This is a genomic window from Vibrio sp. M250220 (assembly GCF_036533795.1).
In the GTDB taxonomy this organism is placed as follows: domain Bacteria; phylum Pseudomonadota; class Gammaproteobacteria; order Enterobacterales; family Vibrionaceae; genus Vibrio.
The window spans coordinates 1-15,708 of the sequence record NZ_JATABI010000019.1; the positions used below are offsets into that span (position 1 = coordinate 1).

Consider the following 15,708-nt stretch of genomic DNA (forward strand, 5'->3'; position numbering starts at 1 on the left):
CAGCTTTCCAGATTAAAGAATTTGCTTGGCGACCATAGCGATTTGGACCCACCTGATTTCCATTCCGAACTCAGAAGTGAAACGAATTAGCGCCGATGGTAGTGTGGGGTTTCCCCATGTGAGAGTAGGACATCGCCAGGCTTTAAATTACTAAGAGCCCGTTTGTAAGAACGGGCTTTTTTAGTCCCTCAGGGATATCTTGATGCTGATATAGCTCAGGTGGTAGAGCGCATCCTTGGTAAGGATGAGGTCCCCAGTTCGAGTCTGGGTATCAGCACCAGTTACTGTTTGTTATAAACTTTATACATAGAGTTTAAAGCAAAACGTAAAGAATTTTACTTGGCGACCATAGCGATTTGGACCCACCTGATTCCATTCCGAACTCAGAAGTGAAACGAATTAGCGCCGATGGTAGTGTGGGGTTTCCCCATGTGAGAGTAGGACATCGCCAGGTTCCCTTTCTGTTTTTGGATTTCAGAAAAATCCAAAGGCAAAAAACTTAGACTTAAGAGTCTAACCAGTGCGGAGCGGTAGTTCAGTTGGTTAGAATACCGGCCTGTCACGCCGGGGGTCGCGGGTTCGAGTCCCGTCCGCTCCGCCACTTATTCCAGACCTCAGCAGAAATGCTGGGGTCTTTTTGTTTTATCCGCGTATTGTGTACTTCGACTACAGGTTGCCTGCGACGCCGTCTGTCTAGCACCTTCACCGTTTTAAAAGCCCGCTACCTAGGCTTTTATCTCTTCACATTTAAATCCCAATCATACTCATAGCTCGCTCCTTTAACCGATATGATCGGTTGCTTGCGATACCGATTGATATGACTAACTAGCTGCTGTTGATCGCTAAAATCAGCGATAAACCAATCATAGATAGATGAGAGGCGGATACTGTCACCATTTACTAACACACCCTTATCGCTATTGATAAACTGCTTTGCAGCGAGTTCCAATAACTGTTCTGTGTTCGCGGCGGTGAAGGCTTGGCTCTGTAAGTTAGGGCAACCTAAGCTTGCACAGTTAACTGCGTAGTGTGTTCTAGGATCGTTCCAGATAGGGCGTAAGATACGATGCTCAATGTCATTTAGAGAAAGCGGTTGTCCAGCCACAGTAATCACTTCATCTCCCCATGGCCCAAAGCTAAAAAGGCCACCTAACTTGGTAATCGACTTAATTGGATAGGCATCGACAATGAGTTGAACTGTGATTGCATTGTATAGGTTAACCCAGTAGGCATACTGTTCATCCAGTGAGTATGTTCGAGGATCGATCTTGGCAAGAGTAGAGATGTACAGGTCTAGTTGTTGCTTGTCTTGTTGGGAAACGTCGTCATATTTGACGAGCGTGTAGTTACTGTCTGTAACTAGATAGCTATCAAGGAAAGTTTGCCATGCTTGGTGTGAAATGCTGGCTTGGTTACTCTGATTGGCTTGTTGCCAATAAGGCCAAAGATCTGACTTGGGGGCGGCAAAAACATTGAGAGAGATCAGTGTGACTAGCAGAGCAATAATACGTGTCATAGGCTAAATTCCAGTGGTGATAGGCTTTTATTACTAGACCAAGCTTATTGGGTGTTTGTTTCAGCTACAAACAAAAAAGGCTAGCTTAAGCTAACCTTTGTTATTTATTGGCAGATTGAATTACTTCAAGAAGCTAGGGATGTTGGCTTCGTAACTCGCGATCTTATCTTCGTGTTGTAGAGTAAGACCGATGTTATCTAAACCGTTTAGTAGACAGTGACGGCGGAATTCATCGATTTCAAATGAGTACTCTTTGCCATTTGCTCGTACTTTGTTTGCTTCGAGATCAACTTCGACTTCAGCACCTTCGTTGGCTTCAACAAACTTGAAGATTTCATCAACTTCTTGCTCAGTTAAGCGGACCGGAACCATTTGGTTGTTGATAGAGTTACCGTAGAAAATATCTGCGAAGCTTGGAGCTATCATTGCTCGAATGCCGTAATCGGCAAGCGCCCATGGAGCGTGTTCACGTGATGAACCGCAGCCAAAGTTTTCACGAGCAAGTAGGATAGATGCCCCTTTATAACGCGGCGCATTCATCACAAACTCTGGATTTGGCTGTTTGCCAGCGTCATCAAGAAAACGCCAATCATGGAAAAGGTGCTTACCAAAACCTAAACGAGATACCTTCTGTAGGAATTGTTTAGGGATAATTGCATCGGTGTCGACGTTTGCTGCGTCTAGAGGAACAACTAAGCCTTTATGCTGTTTAAAACCTGACATGTTGTTTCTCCTTAATCCAAGTTACGAATGTCGACAAAATGGCCAGCAATTGCTGCTGCTGCTGCCATTGCTGGGCTGACTAAGTGTGTACGTCCATCACGACCTTGACGGCCTTCGAAGTTACGGTTTGATGTAGATGCACAACGCTCTTGAGGACCCAATCGGTCATTGTTCATTGCTAAGCACATCGAACAACCTGGTAAGCGCCACTCAAACCCAGCTTCTTTGAAGATAACATCCAGACCTTCCGCTTCTGCTTGCACTTTCACTTGCTCTGAACCTGGAACGATCAAAGCCTGAACATGAGCGGCCACTTTACGGCCTTTAGCGACTTGCGCAGCAGCGCGCATATCTTCGATACGAGAGTTAGTACAAGAGCCGACAAACACTTTGTCTACTGAGTATTCTGAAAGTGATTTGCCCGCCTCTAATCCCATGTAAGCAAGTGCTTTTTCCGCTGAAGCTTTTTCTACTGGGTCTGTAAAACTTTCTGGCGCAGGGATAGGTTGGTCAACAGCGATAACTTGACCTGGGTTCGTTCCCCAAGTGACCTGAGGTTTAATATCTGCGGCTTCTAGTGTAACGACAGCGTCGAACTCGGCGTCATCATCGGTTTTTAAGGTCTTCCAGTACTCTACTGCTGCATCGAAATCTGCACCTTGAGGAGAGAACTTACGACCTTTAACGTAGTTGAATGTGGTTTCATCTGGTGCAATTAAGCCAGCTTTAGCACCTAGTTCAATCGCCATGTTGCAGACTGTCATTCGACCTTCCATTGTAAGGTCAGTGATGGCTTCACCACAGAACTCAACAACGTAACCTGTACCGCCAGCGGCGGTAGTTTTACCGATGATTGCCAATACGATATCTTTGGCTGTGATGCCCGGTGCTACTTTGCCTTTAACTTCGATCTTCATGGTTTTAGCGCGAGCTTGTTTTAGAGTCTGAGTTGCTAAAACATGCTCAACTTCTGAAGTGCCGATACCAAACGCTAGTGAACCAAAAGCTCCGTGTGTTGCCGTATGTGAGTCACCACAAACGATAGTCATACCAGGTAGAGTGATACCAAGTTCTGGCCCCATGACATGCACGATACCTTGGTATTTGTGGTTGATATCGTAAAGGGTGACACCAAACTCTTCACAGTTCTTCGATAGCGTTTCCATCTGGATACGTGCCATTTCACCTGACGCATTGATGTCTTTGGTCGTGGTCGATACGTTGTGATCCATCGTAGCGAAGGTTTTACTCACCTGACGTACTTTACGCCCTTTTTCGCGCAGGCCATCAAAGGCTTGAGGTGATGTTACTTCATGAACTAAATGGCGGTCGATGTACAAAATTGGGTTCTCACCCTCTGCGGCTACGGCGACGTGAGCGTCGTAGACTTTTTCATATAGTGTTTTGCCCATTATTACTTTCCTGTGTATAGCAGCAGGTAACGGCTTACCTACTGCTAAGTCATTATTATTAAATTGGTTTACTACGAATTAAGAATGTACTCTGCAATCTTGTCGCCCATCTCAGAGGTGGATAGCGCCGGCTTGTCACCTGAAAGATCTGCGGTTAATTCCCCTGCTGATAGTGCTTTTGATACCGCTGTTTCGATGTCCTGAGCCGCCGCTTCTTCACCTAGGCTGTAACGTAACATCAGAGCTGCTGACAGGATTTGCGCCACTGGGTTAGCGATATTTTTGCCCGCGATGTCTGGTGCGCTTCCGCCCGCTGGTTCGTATAGGCCAAATTTGCTTTCATTAAGAGAGGCTGAAGGCAGCATTCCCATTGAACCTGTGATCATTGCACACTCATCAGAGATGATGTCACCGAAGATGTTCGAACATAGCATGACGTCAAATTGCGATGGGTCTTTGATGAGTTGCATTGTGGCGTTGTCGATGTACATATGCGACAACTCAACATCAGGATAGTCTTTCGCGATCTCTTCAACCACTTCACGCCAAAGGATAGAGCTTTGCAGCACGTTCGCTTTATCAATCGAGCATACTTTGTTGTTACGAAGGCGGGCTGACTCGAACGCAATCTTAGCAATACGTTCGATCTCGTAACGGTGATAAACCTCGGTATCAAATGCTTTCTCATTTGCGCCTTCACCTTCACGTCCCTTTGGCTGGCCAAAGTAGATACCACCAGTTAGCTCACGCACAACAACAATGTCGAATCCGCGCTCTGAGATATCTGCACGAAGAGGAGAGAATGCTTCTAAACCTTTATGGATTTGCGCCGGGCGAAGGTTACAAAATAGCTGGAAGTGTTTACGTAGTGGAAGTAGGGCACCACGTTCTGGTTGATCGTTAGGCGGAAGATGTTCCCACTTAGGGCCACCAACAGAACCAAAAAGTACGGCATCAGATTCTTCACAAGCTTTCACTGTGTTGTCTGGTAGTGGGCAACCGTGGTTATCGATCGCAATGCCACCAACATCGTGTTCTTCACGCACAAATTCGATCGCGTATTTTTTCTCGATAGCGTCTAGCACTTTGTGTGCTTGTGACATTACTTCTGGGCCAATGCCGTCACCGGGTAGTACAGCAATTTTGTATGATTTGTCTGTCATGGTAATCCTTTAATTTTTATTTTCCTCCAAGGCGACTCGCGTCCTTGGAGTCTCACTTATACTGTTGCGATTTTTTTCTGTTTGATTTCTTCGATTTTGTTGGCGCGATGGATGCTGTTAATCACATGCAATAGCGCTTGACCAGAAGCTTCTACGATATCAGTTGAAACACCTGTGCCGTGATATTTGCGACCTTTGTAGTTAGCGATGATGTCAGCTTGACCTAAGCCATCCTCACCTTCGCCTTTCGCGGTTAAATCAAACTTATCTAGAACAATATCATAACCAGTTACACGATAGATACACTGGTAAAGAGCATCAACAGGACCGTTACCGACTGCGGCTTCACAAGTTTCCTCATTACCACACTGTATCTTGATGCTTGTGGTTGCCATTACGCTTCCTGACTGAACGCTTAGATAGTTCAATTTATAAAAGTCATCTTCTTCACGTAGATTAGAGAAATGCATCAAGGCTTCTAAATCATAATCAAACACTTGGCCTTTACGGTCAGCCAACTTTAAGAAGTCTTCATAAAGTGCATCTAGGTTGTACTCATCTTCTTTGTAGCCCATTGCATCCATATGGCTTTTCACTGCTGCACGTCCACTTCGGCTAGTTAGGTTCAACGCTTGATTCTTAAGACCTATCGACTCAGGTGTCATGATCTCGTAGGTATTCTTGTTCTTTAACATGCCATCTTGGTGAATGCCTGATGAGTGGCTAAATGCATTCGCACCTACTATTGCTTTGTTGCTTTGAATCGGCATGTTGCACAATTGACTAACCAATTTACTGGTGCGATGGATTTCATCATGCTTTAAACCAGTGTGAACACCAAGTAGCTCCTGTCTGGTCTTGATGATCATTGCGATTTCTTCAAGTGAGCAGTTGCCAGCACGTTCGCCAATACCATTAATGGTGCCTTCAATCTGACGAGCACCTGCTTGTACAGCGGCAATGGAGTTTGCTACTGACATGCCTAAGTCGTCATGACAGTGTACCGAAATGATCGCTTTGTCGATATTTGGCACTCGGTTGAACAGGGTTTGAATAATGCCACCAAATTCATTTGGCACTGTGTAGCCAACTGTATCTGGGATATTGATCGTGCTTGCACCTGCGTTGATAGCGGCTTCAACCATGCGACATAAGTTATCAATAGGTGTGCGCCCCGCATCTTCACAAGAAAACTCGACATCATCGGTGTAATTACGAGCATGTTTGACTGCTTTTACACCCATTTCGACGACGTCATCGTAACTGCGACGAAGTTTGTCTTGAACGTGAACGGTGGAAGTAGAAATAAAGGTATGGATTCGGAACTGGTCTGCAACTTTTAAAGCTTCGGCTGCGGCATCAATATCTTTCGCAACGGCTCGCGAAAGGGCACAAATTCGACTGTTCTTAATGTTGCGAGCGATGGTTTGTACCGACTCAAAATCACCAGGAGAAGAAACAGGAAAACCCGCTTCAATAACATCAACGCCGAGCCTTTCAAGCGCATAGGCAATCTGCAGTTTTTCTTTAACCGTCAAGCTTGCTGACAACGCTTGTTCGCCATCACGCAAGGTGGTGTCGAAAATAATGACTTGATCATTCATGTTTACTTCCTTAGTGATTATGTGCATCTGCACGAGTTAATCGTTTACTTCCGGTATTTAGATATAAAAAAACCCGCATCTGAGTGCGGGTTTGTTGTAATTCTGTGTGGTTGTTTTTCTTCCACAGCCTACCCGCGCGATTATGTCACGATAAGGAGGAGGCTCAGCAGGATAGAAAAACGGTTCATCATTGTTAACGATTCCTTTAGGGCGTTAAATAATCCACATATTTAAGTTAACAAATTAGTACCGCACTCAACGGACAACGTCAACCCTAAAGTGTGTTTTTTATTCATCTTAGATCAGTTCCAGCGGCAAACTGCCAGTTTAAGAGATGAATCGTCGGTTGGTATTTCAATAATGTGTTCTGGAAGAATAGGTTGAACCAATGACCACTCGTCCATGCTGGTGAGCTTGTCATCGAAACTCAGTCAAAGTTTCACCTGCCTGTCACCAACTCGAATTAAGTTTAAGCAAGATAGGTAATAAAAGGAGCTGGAAATGCGTTCAATGGAGCCCATTGCTAAGTTTGATTTAGCGTTTTCCCTATTCTGTTCACAACATAAATTTTGTTATCCAGTGTCGCGTTTAAGTAAGGTGATTTCTCACACGGGAGATGGCCATCTATACGCTTTGCTCGGACTTTTCGCTTTTGTTTATGGTGGTGTGGAAGGGCGAACATTTCTTGCTGTTGGTTTGTGCGCTTTTGTTATAGAACTGCCGATCTATTGGTTGGCTAAAAACCTATTTAAACGTCGTCGCCCAGAAGAGCTTTCCGATTTAGTCACTTCTTTTATTACACCTTCAGAGGCGCTGATTCTAGGAAAAAACTGTTGCTTAAACCTTTAAGTGGCCAGTTTGATCAGATAAGTAATGTCGCGACATTGGAAGGACTTAGCTTGGCATCGTGTATGGATGATTTAGATGCATCCGCAGTGAGGCGATGGCTTGATGAAGACTCGGCTGAAAGTGTCCAATATCCTGATGTGGCCGCAGCGATCGTGAGCTGGATTAAACAAGGCAATTGGCACGACCAATCTCTATTGACTGAGAGCCTGTGGGAAAAAGTCGATTTCCCGAGTTATGCGATTAACGTATAGATCTTCTTTCTTAGCGTAAAATGGCCTCAAACTATTGATGCCATTTTTACGTTGTTATTGTCATTGATAAGTCCCATCCATAAATCACTTTCTAAAAATAAGTTAGAAATTAATATCAAATAGATCTAATAATCACTATAAAAACGGCCTTGATATTTTTTATGATCTTTTTAAGTAATTGTTTTTGAAGGGAGCAGTGTCGAGTTAAGTAAAAAATACTGATTAATTGTCAATCTTATTGCTAATTGCTGAATTATTCGTTGATAGTAGTGATTCGCCATAAAGCATCTAACAACTAAATATAATGGATGCGGCGAACCTTTGGTTTTCTATTCCCAACTCATTTTGAAGTTAGTAACCATTTACGTTGATGAATTAAAGAGGCTTGCCCAATGATTGACAAAAAAGAGTCTATGAGTGCTATCGCTAGCTACCGCATGGAAAGTACTTTACGTGGAGTAGATTTAAACCTTTTAACTGTGTTCGATGCGGTCATGCAAGAACAAAACATCACTCGCGCTGCGCATAATCTGGGTATGTCACAGCCAGCAGTAAGTAACGCTGTAGCGCGTCTTAAAGTGATGTTTAATGATGAGCTATTTATGCGTCAGGGACGCGGTATTCAACCGACTCAACGAGCTCGTCAGCTGTTTGGTCCTGTTCGTCAGGCTCTGCAACTTATTCGTAATGAATTACCAAGCTCAGTTTTCTCTCCAGAGACATCTACTCGTCTATTCAAACTGGCAATTTGCAGCCCATGTGACATGCGTTTTGCGCCAAAGATAATGTCAACGATTCACGAGCTTGCACCTAATGTACAGCTCCACCTAGATGCTGAATTCGATCGCCAACTTGCAGAGAGAATGCGTTACCAAGAGATCGACTTTGTTATCGATTATGCTCGTTTTGATGAGCAAGGCTTTTCAAGCACAGAAATCTTCCAAGATGAGTTGGTTGTAGTGGCATCTAAAGCACACCCACGTATTCAAGGGTCAGTAAGCCCAGCACAATTGTTTGGTGAACGTCATGCTAAGTTATCTAAAGTTCACGGTCAGCGTAGCTTCTCTGAGCAAGCGTACCGAGATCTGGATGTTCAGGCATACTATGAGGGTACGAGCCTAAGCAACGTTCTCTACGTTGTAGGTCAATCTGAGCTAGTGACAATCGCGCCACGCTGGATGGTCGAAAATGCAGCAAACAAAGAGCAGTTGCAAGTCATCGAGCTCCCGTATGAAAACGGTCAAATCAGTGGCTTCTTAAGCTGGCATGAATCAAGCGAAAAAGACAAGGGTCATATCTGGCTGCGCGATCAACTGATGATGATCTGCGGCGAAGTGGTTGCCCTAAAGTAATTGTCAGTATTCACTGACAGGAAAAGTCTTGGATGGTTCGCGCCATTCAAGGTTTTTTACTATTTTAATTGATAACTTTGATGCTCATCAGTTGCCTTTTCTAACCCGAAATGTACACTTGTGCGCTTAATAAAGCTTACAGGTGTAAGCTAAAGGTAGTAAAGATGGCCAACCTAGATTTTCACATTGTAAAACGAATTCGAGAACAGATTGCGAAAGGCAGCGACCGCATTGCGCTCAAACATAAAGTGGGCAACATGTGGAATGGTATTAGCTGGAAGCAGTTTGGTCAGCAAGTTGATTCTCTTTCACTTGCACTATTGGCTCAGGGAATACGAGTCCAAGACAAGATTGGTATCTTCTCCAACAACATGCCACAGTGGACAGTGGCAGATTTCGCAGCATTACAACTGCGTGCCGTCACAGTACCTATTTATCCAACCAACACTGCCGCTCAGTCAGCTTACATCCTGCAGAATGCGGATGTCCGAGTATTATTTGTCGGTGAGCAAGCTCAATTTGACGCAGCTGTATCCATCTTTGACCAATGCGAACAATTAGAACTGATTGTGGCTATGTCCGATGACGTACAAGTTGGCGAACATAGTTTTGCTATTGGTTGGCAAAAATTCATTGCTCAGTCGAACGAAATGCATCAACCAGAATTGAATGCCCGATTAGAGCAGGTATGCTTCGATGACCTACTAACACTTATCTACACATCGGGTACAACTGGGCAGCCTAAGGGCGTAATGTTGGATTACGCGAATATTGCTGCACAGTTGGAAGGTCACGACCAGAGATTAAGTTTGAGTGAATCTGATGTGTCGCTCTGTTTCTTACCTCTTTCGCATGTATTTGAGCGCGCTTGGACGTTCTACGTGCTGTACAAAGGGGCGACGAACTGTTACCTACAAGACACTATGCAAGTTCGTGAAGCCTTGAGTGAAGTGCGCCCGACAGTGATGTGTGCGGTGCCTCGCTTCTACGAAAAGATCTTTTCAGCGATTCATGAAAAAGTGGCTAAAGCACCATTTATTCGCAAAGTTTTATTTACTTGGGCAGTAAATATGGGTGCCAAAATGGCATTGTGCCATCAAGAAGGGCGCAAACCTTCCGTTGCTCTGAAGAAAGCGCATGTATTGGCAGACAAGCTGGTCTTGTCAAAGCTACGTGCTTTGCTTGGCGGTCAAATCAATTTCATGCCGTGTGGTGGCGCTAAGCTCGATGAAACCATCGGTCGCTTCTTCCATGCGATTGGTATCAACGTAAAGTTGGGTTACGGCATGACAGAGACCACAGCGACCGTATCGTGCTGGGATGATAAATGTTTCAATCCTGACTCTATAGGTATGTCGATGCCGGGCGCTCAGGTCAAGATTGGTGAGAACAACGAGATTCTTGTTCGTGGTCCAATGGTCATGCGTGGTTACTACAAAATGCCGGAAGAGACAGCGAAAACCTTTGACGAACATAGCTTTCTGAAAACAGGTGATGCTGGTCATATCGATGAGAATGGCAATTTGTTCATTACAGACCGAATCAAAGAGCTAATGAAGACGTCGAATGGTAAGTATATCGCTCCACAAATAATTGAAGGCGCAATCGGCAAAGATCACTTTATCGAGCAGATTGCTGTTATTGCGGATACGCGCAAATTTGTCTCTGCTCTGATAGTGCCGTGTTATGACTCGTTAGAAGAATACGCTAAAGAGCTCAACATCAAATATCATGATCGGGTCGAGTTGATTAAGCACCATCAGATAGTCGAAATGCTAGAAAAGCGCGTCAATGACTTACAAAAAGAGTTGGCGAAGTTTGAGCAAGTGAAGAAGTTCAAGTTATTGCCGAAAGCCTTCTCTATGGACGATGGTGAACTGACACCGACACAAAAACTGCGTCGTAAGGTGATTAACGACAAGTATCAAGATGAAATCGAAGAAATGTACAAGGACAAGTCGGATAAAAACTAATATTTCCGATAGTTAATTTTCTGAGTGATTAAAAACCCCCCAACAAGCTAGTTCGCTTGCTGGGGGATTTTTTATTGTGCTTATATGATGGTTTTGATGTTGCTTATTCATGTGGCTTGAAAAAAAAGAACAGAATTTATTACTTAATTTCTAGTTTTTGCAGGTGATTGAATCTGTTTGAAAGGGTTGTTTTAGACTCATCTTGCTATAAATAATTACTTTCCAGTGCAATCTTCAAAGTGGGAGATAAATCGCATTAGACCCGTTGATAATAAAACGTTACATTTGTTGCGTTACTTTGCTTTATGTTACCTATGAGCAAGACATAGCCGAAAAAGTGGAAATATTTCGAATTAGGCTACGAATAAGACCTAGACTATGGAAAACCAGCTCATCAGATTGACCTTATCCGATGACAAACTGGTTTAAGGAGAAAAATATGGCAGCAATGTTGTCCGGAGCAGAGATGGTTGTTCAATCTCTGATCGAAGAAGGCGTAGAACAGATCTTTGGCTACCCAGGCGGTTCTGTTTTAGATATCTACGATGCGCTTCACGCAAAAACTGATCAAATTAAGCATGTACTCGTTCGTCATGAACAAGCAGCAACTCATATGGCTGATGGCTATGCACGAGCCACTGGCAACCCAGGTGTAGTGCTTGTCTGTTCTGGCCCTGGTGCTACCAACACCATTACCGGTATTGCGACGGCGTATATGGACTCTATTCCAATGATCGTAATTTCGGGCAACGTACCGAATAACATGATTGGTAATGACGCATTCCAAGAGTGTGATATCGTGGGTGTATCTCGCCCAGTTGTTAAACACAGTTTCTTAGTAAAGAAAGCTGAAGACATTCCTGAAACGGTTAAGAAAGCCTTCTATATTGCAACCACCGGTCGCCCTGGCCCTGTACTTATTGATTTACCTAAAGATGTAATGAATCCTCAGGTTAAGCTGCCGTATGAGTACCCTCAAGCTATTTCAATGCGCTCTTACAAACCGACAACGACTGGTCACAAAGGTCAAATCAAGAAAGGTCTGAAGACCCTTCTAGAAGCAAAACGACCTGTGCTGTATGTAGGTGGTGGCGCCGTTATTTCTGGTGCAGAAGAGCACCTAACTAAATTGGCTGAAGCGCTAAATCTACCTGTAGTCAGTACTTTGATGGGGCTTGGTGCATTCCCCGGCACTCATAAAAATTCCTTAGGCATGTTGGGTATGCATGGTGTGTATGAAGCCAATATGGCGATGCATAGAGCGGATCTCATTTTTGGTGTCGGCGTTCGCTTTGATGACCGAACCACAAATAATCTAGAGAAGTACTGCCCAGACGCTAAAGTAATGCATATCGATATTGATCCTTCATCAATCTCGAAAAACGTGAAAGCGGATCTGCCTATTGTAGGCTCTGCAGAAAAAGTTCTCGAAAGCATGGTTAAACTGCTTGAAGAGCAGGGTAGCACGAACGATCAAGATGCTTTAAATCGCTGGTGGGATGAGATCCAAGTGTGGCGTGATCGTGAGTGTTTGTCTTATGAGACATCATCTGAGCGTATTAAGCCTCAGCAAGTTATTGAAACCTTGCACAAGCTGACAAATGGCGACGCTTATGTTGCTTCTGATGTAGGTCAGCACCAAATGTTTGCAGCCCTTTACTACCCATTCAATAAACCTCGCCGCTGGATCAACTCTGGTGGTCTTGGCACGATGGGCTTCGGTCTACCAGCAGGTATGGGTGTTAAGTTCGCCAAGCCTGAAGAAGAAGTGGTGGTAGTGACTGGTGACGGCAGTATCCAAATGAATATTCAGGAACTATCGACAGCAATGCAATACGATATCCCTGTTAAAATCATTAACTTGAATAACCGATTCTTAGGCATGGTAAAACAATGGCAAGACATTATTTACCAAGGCCGCCATTCAAACTCATATATGAGTTCTGTTCCTGATTTTGCCGCCATTGCTGAAGCTTATGGCCATGTTGGTATCCGAATTGAGTCTCCAGATCAGTTGGAATCTGGTCTAAAACAAGCACTTGATATGAAAGATCGCTTAGTGTTTGTTGATATCAATGTGGACGAGACTGAGCATGTATACCCAATGCAGATCAAAGGTGAGGGTATGGACAAAATGTGGTTAAGCAAGACGGAGAGAACGTAATTATGAGACACATTATTTCACTACTAATGGAAAACCAACCGGGGGCTTTATCGCGTGTTGTTGGTCTGTTTTCTCAACGTGCTTACAACATCGAATCTCTAACGGTTTCACCGACAGATGATGAAACATTATCGCGTTTAAACATTACAACCATCTCTGATGACATGGAACTGGAGCAGATCCAGAAGCAACTTAACAAACTGATTGATGTCCTTAAAGTGCAGGAAGTGACAGAGCTTGACCATATCGAACGTGAACTTATGATGGTGAAAGTGAAAGCCAGCGGTTTTTCACGTGCGGAAGTTAAACGTACTGCTGATATCTTCCGTGGTCAGATTGTTGATGTCACGGCTTCCCAGTACACGGTACAGATGGCAGGAACCAGCGAGAAACTTGATGCCTTTATTCAGGCCATTTCTGAAGTAACAGAAGTGATCGAAGTTGCGCGCAGTGGTGTAGTTGGAATCGCTCGTGGTGAACGCGCTTTAAAACCTTAAAAGTCGCTGTTTAGCCAATAAAAAAAACCACCGTATAACGGTGGTTTTTTGCATTTATGAATTGATTAGTGAAGGATACGAGCGCGAATAGTACCTTCGATGCTTTTGAGCTTCTTCAGTGCTTCTTCAGAGCGTTCCGTTTCTACATCAATAACCACATAACCGAAGTCTGCTGCTGTCTGTAGGTATTGACCTGCGATGTTAATCCCCTCTTCAGCGAAGATGGTGTTAATTTGAGTCAGAATACCTGGACGGTTTTCGTGAATGTGCAGCAGTCGTGAACAATCGCGATGCTCTGGTAGAGAAACTTCAGGGAAGTTAACGCTTGATAGCGTTGAACCATTGTCTGAGTACTTAGCCAACTTTCCTGCTACTTCTACGCCAATGTTTTCTTGAGCTTCTTGAGTTGAGCCGCCTACGTGAGGAGTTAGGATCACGTTATCGAATTTTTGCAGTGGAGACTCAAATGGATCTGCGTTGGTTTTTGGCTCGGTCGGGAATACGTCAATTGCCGCACCAGCAAGGTGACCTGCTTCCAGACTATGGCAGAGTGCTTCGATATCAACCACGGTACCACGAGCAGCGTTGATAAAGATTGAACCTGGCTTCATGCGAGCGAACTCTTCGGCACCCATCATGTTCTTTGTATCAGCGGTTTCAGGAACGTGAAGTGAGATGACATCACATTTATTCAGAAGCTCACTCATAGTGTGGACTTGAGTCGCGTTACCTAGTGAAAGCTTGTTCTCAATATCGTAGAAGTAGACACGCATACCCAGGTTTTCAGCAATAATACCTAACTGTGTACCAATGTGACCATAACCGATAATACCTAAACGTTTACCGCGTGCTTCGTATGAATTGTCAGCACTCTTCTTCCAAATACCACGGTGAGCTAGCGCGTTCTTTTCTGGAATACCGCGTAGTAGCAATAAGATCTGACCTAGTACCAATTCCGCAACACTACGTGTATTTGAGAAAGGTGCGTTAAATACTGGAATACCGCGAGATGCGGCTGCTTTAAGATCAACTTGGTTGGTACCAATACAGAAACAGCCAATGGCGACTAACTTTTCGGCAGCGTTGATCACTTCTTCTGTCAAATTAGTGCGCGAACGGATACCAATAAAATGGACATCCTTAACGGCTTCTAGAAGCTCATCTTCTGGAAGTGAACCTTTGTGATACTCAATGTTGGTGTAGCCGGCAGCCTGAAGAACTTCTACTGTTGATGGATGTAGACCTTCAAGCAAGAGAATTTTTATTTTGTCTTTTTCCAGTGAAACTTTGGCCATTGTCTTCTTCCTTAAAGTGGGGAAATTGGGCTTAAGTGGCGCACATTAGACTAAAGCAGATAAAGCAAACGTTTTTATCAGCGTTATGTAGCACGCAAACGTTTTCCTTGTGCGTCTTCTGACCATTAACTTAACAAAAAAAATACAGTTTGGGTAAGAAAATTACGGAATAAGGCAGAATATTTATTGATTAAAATGAAAAAAACGGCGCCAAATGGCGCCGCTTGTAATGAAATAACCAAAATTGATGGGTTACTCTTCGATTTTTGCCCCTTCCGGCGTGCCAGTGATGACAACATCAGCACCACGGTGTGCGAATAGACCAACAGTGACGACACCAGCAATAGAGTTGATTTTATCTTCTAGATCTTTTGGATCAGTAATCTTCATGCCATGCACATCAAGAATAACGTTGCCATTGTCAGTGACTACACCTTCACGGTAAGCAGGATCACCACCTAATTTAACCAACTGGCGAGCGACGTAAGAGCGTGCCATTGGGATAACTTCTACTGGTAGTGGGAATTGGCCAAGTACGTCGACTGCTTTAGTATTGTCAACGATACAGACGAACTTCTCAGAAATAGCAGCAACAATTTTCTCACGAGTCAGTGCTGCGCCACCGCCTTTGATCATGTCACGAGATGCGTTGATCTCATCAGCACCATCAACATAGATGTCTAGCATCGCAACATCGTTGCAGTCGAAGACTTCAATGCCGAGACCTTTTAGCTTTTCAGTTGATGCTTCAGAGCTTGAAACAGCACCTTTGATGTCATCTTTCATTGTTGCAAGTGCATCGATGAAGTGATTCACAGTAGAGCCTGTACCAACACCAACAATGCTGCCTTTTTCAACATACTTAAGTGCTGCCCAACCAGCTTCTTTCTTCATTTCATCTTGAGTCAT

General features: G+C 44.1%; 11 protein-coding genes, 2 tRNA genes, 2 rRNA genes and 2 pseudogenes. 10 read left to right on the top strand and 7 right to left on the bottom strand.

Features of this window, described 5'->3' with window-relative positions; all coding sequences use genetic code 11:
* The first annotated feature begins 24 nt into the window (after nucleotides 1-24).
* The 4 genes from rrf (QTN94_RS08880) to QTN94_RS08895 all read left to right on the top strand — a co-directional run bounded on the left by rrf (QTN94_RS08880) (nucleotide 25) and on the right by QTN94_RS08895 (nucleotide 601).
* Nucleotides 25-141, top strand: a 5S ribosomal RNA gene (gene rrf / locus QTN94_RS08880).
* A gap of 63 nt (nucleotides 142-204) precedes the next feature.
* Nucleotides 205-280 (top strand) — tRNA-Thr (locus tag QTN94_RS08885).
* A gap of 58 nt (nucleotides 281-338) precedes the next feature.
* Nucleotides 339-454 (top strand): 5S ribosomal RNA (rrf, locus tag QTN94_RS08890).
* Nucleotides 455-524: 70 nt separating this feature from the next.
* Nucleotides 525-601, top strand: a tRNA-Asp gene (locus tag QTN94_RS08895).
* A 132-nt stretch (nucleotides 602-733) separates the two neighbouring features.
* Here QTN94_RS08895 and QTN94_RS08900 read toward each other — a convergent pair.
* From QTN94_RS08900 to leuA, 5 genes are all read right to left on the bottom strand, one after another.
* Nucleotides 734-1,516 carry a DUF547 domain-containing protein gene (locus QTN94_RS08900; protein ID WP_331427457.1) on the bottom strand — a complete coding sequence of 261 codons (783 nt, stop codon included), beginning with the start codon at nucleotides 1,514-1,516 and terminating at the stop codon, nucleotides 734-736.
* A 120-nt stretch (nucleotides 1,517-1,636) separates the two neighbouring features.
* Nucleotides 1,637-2,239, bottom strand: coding sequence for a 3-isopropylmalate dehydratase small subunit (gene leuD, locus QTN94_RS08905; protein WP_138971876.1), 603 nt, complete (start codon nucleotides 2,237-2,239; stop codon nucleotides 1,637-1,639).
* Nucleotides 2,240-2,250: 11 nt separating this feature from the next.
* Entirely contained in the window at nucleotides 2,251-3,651 is a 1,401-nt protein-coding gene (leuC, locus tag QTN94_RS08910) for a 3-isopropylmalate dehydratase large subunit (RefSeq protein WP_331427458.1), read from the bottom strand.
* 71 nt (nucleotides 3,652-3,722) lie between these two features.
* Nucleotides 3,723-4,814, bottom strand: coding sequence for a 3-isopropylmalate dehydrogenase (gene leuB, locus QTN94_RS08915; protein ID WP_331427459.1), 1,092 nt, complete (start codon nucleotides 4,812-4,814; stop codon nucleotides 3,723-3,725).
* Between the two features lie 56 nt (nucleotides 4,815-4,870).
* Nucleotides 4,871-6,418 carry a 2-isopropylmalate synthase gene (leuA, locus tag QTN94_RS08920; RefSeq protein ID WP_331427460.1) on the bottom strand — a complete coding sequence of 516 codons (1,548 nt, stop codon included), beginning with the start codon at nucleotides 6,416-6,418 and terminating at the stop codon, nucleotides 4,871-4,873.
* A gap of 501 nt (nucleotides 6,419-6,919) precedes the next feature.
* On the opposite strand from leuA, the pseudogene QTN94_RS08925 reads away from it, so the two are divergent.
* The 6 genes and pseudogenes from QTN94_RS08925 to ilvN all read left to right on the top strand — a co-directional run.
* A pseudogene (locus tag QTN94_RS08925) lies at nucleotides 6,920-7,228 on the top strand (phosphatase PAP2 family protein); the annotation flags it as partial.
* A pseudogene (locus QTN94_RS08930) lies at nucleotides 7,211-7,518 on the top strand (MJ1255/VC2487 family glycosyltransferase); the annotation flags it as partial. The pseudogenes QTN94_RS08925 and QTN94_RS08930, both read left to right, overlap by 18 nt.
* Before the next feature lie 392 nt (nucleotides 7,519-7,910).
* Nucleotides 7,911-8,870 (top strand): transcriptional regulator LeuO, encoded by a 960-nt coding sequence (gene leuO, locus QTN94_RS08935; protein ID WP_331427461.1) that lies wholly within the window; start codon nucleotides 7,911-7,913, stop codon nucleotides 8,868-8,870.
* Nucleotides 8,871-9,034: 164 nt separating this feature from the next.
* Nucleotides 9,035-10,843 carry an AMP-dependent synthetase/ligase gene (locus tag QTN94_RS08940; protein WP_331427462.1) on the top strand — a complete coding sequence of 603 codons (1,809 nt, stop codon included), beginning with the start codon at nucleotides 9,035-9,037 and terminating at the stop codon, nucleotides 10,841-10,843.
* Nucleotides 10,844-11,282: 439 nt separating this feature from the next.
* Entirely contained in the window at nucleotides 11,283-13,007 is a 1,725-nt protein-coding gene (locus QTN94_RS08945) for an acetolactate synthase 3 large subunit (protein WP_331427463.1), read from the top strand.
* A gap of 2 nt (nucleotides 13,008-13,009) precedes the next feature.
* Nucleotides 13,010-13,504: an acetolactate synthase small subunit gene (gene ilvN / locus QTN94_RS08950; protein WP_138971867.1), complete on the top strand. Its 495-nt coding sequence runs from the start codon at nucleotides 13,010-13,012 to the stop codon at nucleotides 13,502-13,504.
* A gap of 65 nt (nucleotides 13,505-13,569) precedes the next feature.
* On the opposite strand, the gene serA is transcribed toward ilvN, so the two are convergent.
* Both serA and rpiA read right to left on the bottom strand, forming a co-directional pair.
* Nucleotides 13,570-14,799 carry a phosphoglycerate dehydrogenase gene (gene serA, locus QTN94_RS08955; RefSeq protein WP_138971866.1) on the bottom strand — a complete coding sequence of 410 codons (1,230 nt, stop codon included), beginning with the start codon at nucleotides 14,797-14,799 and terminating at the stop codon, nucleotides 13,570-13,572.
* Nucleotides 14,800-15,051: 252 nt separating this feature from the next.
* Nucleotides 15,052-15,708, bottom strand: a complete 657-nt coding sequence (rpiA, locus tag QTN94_RS08960) for a ribose-5-phosphate isomerase RpiA (protein WP_331416157.1) — start codon at nucleotides 15,706-15,708, stop codon at nucleotides 15,052-15,054.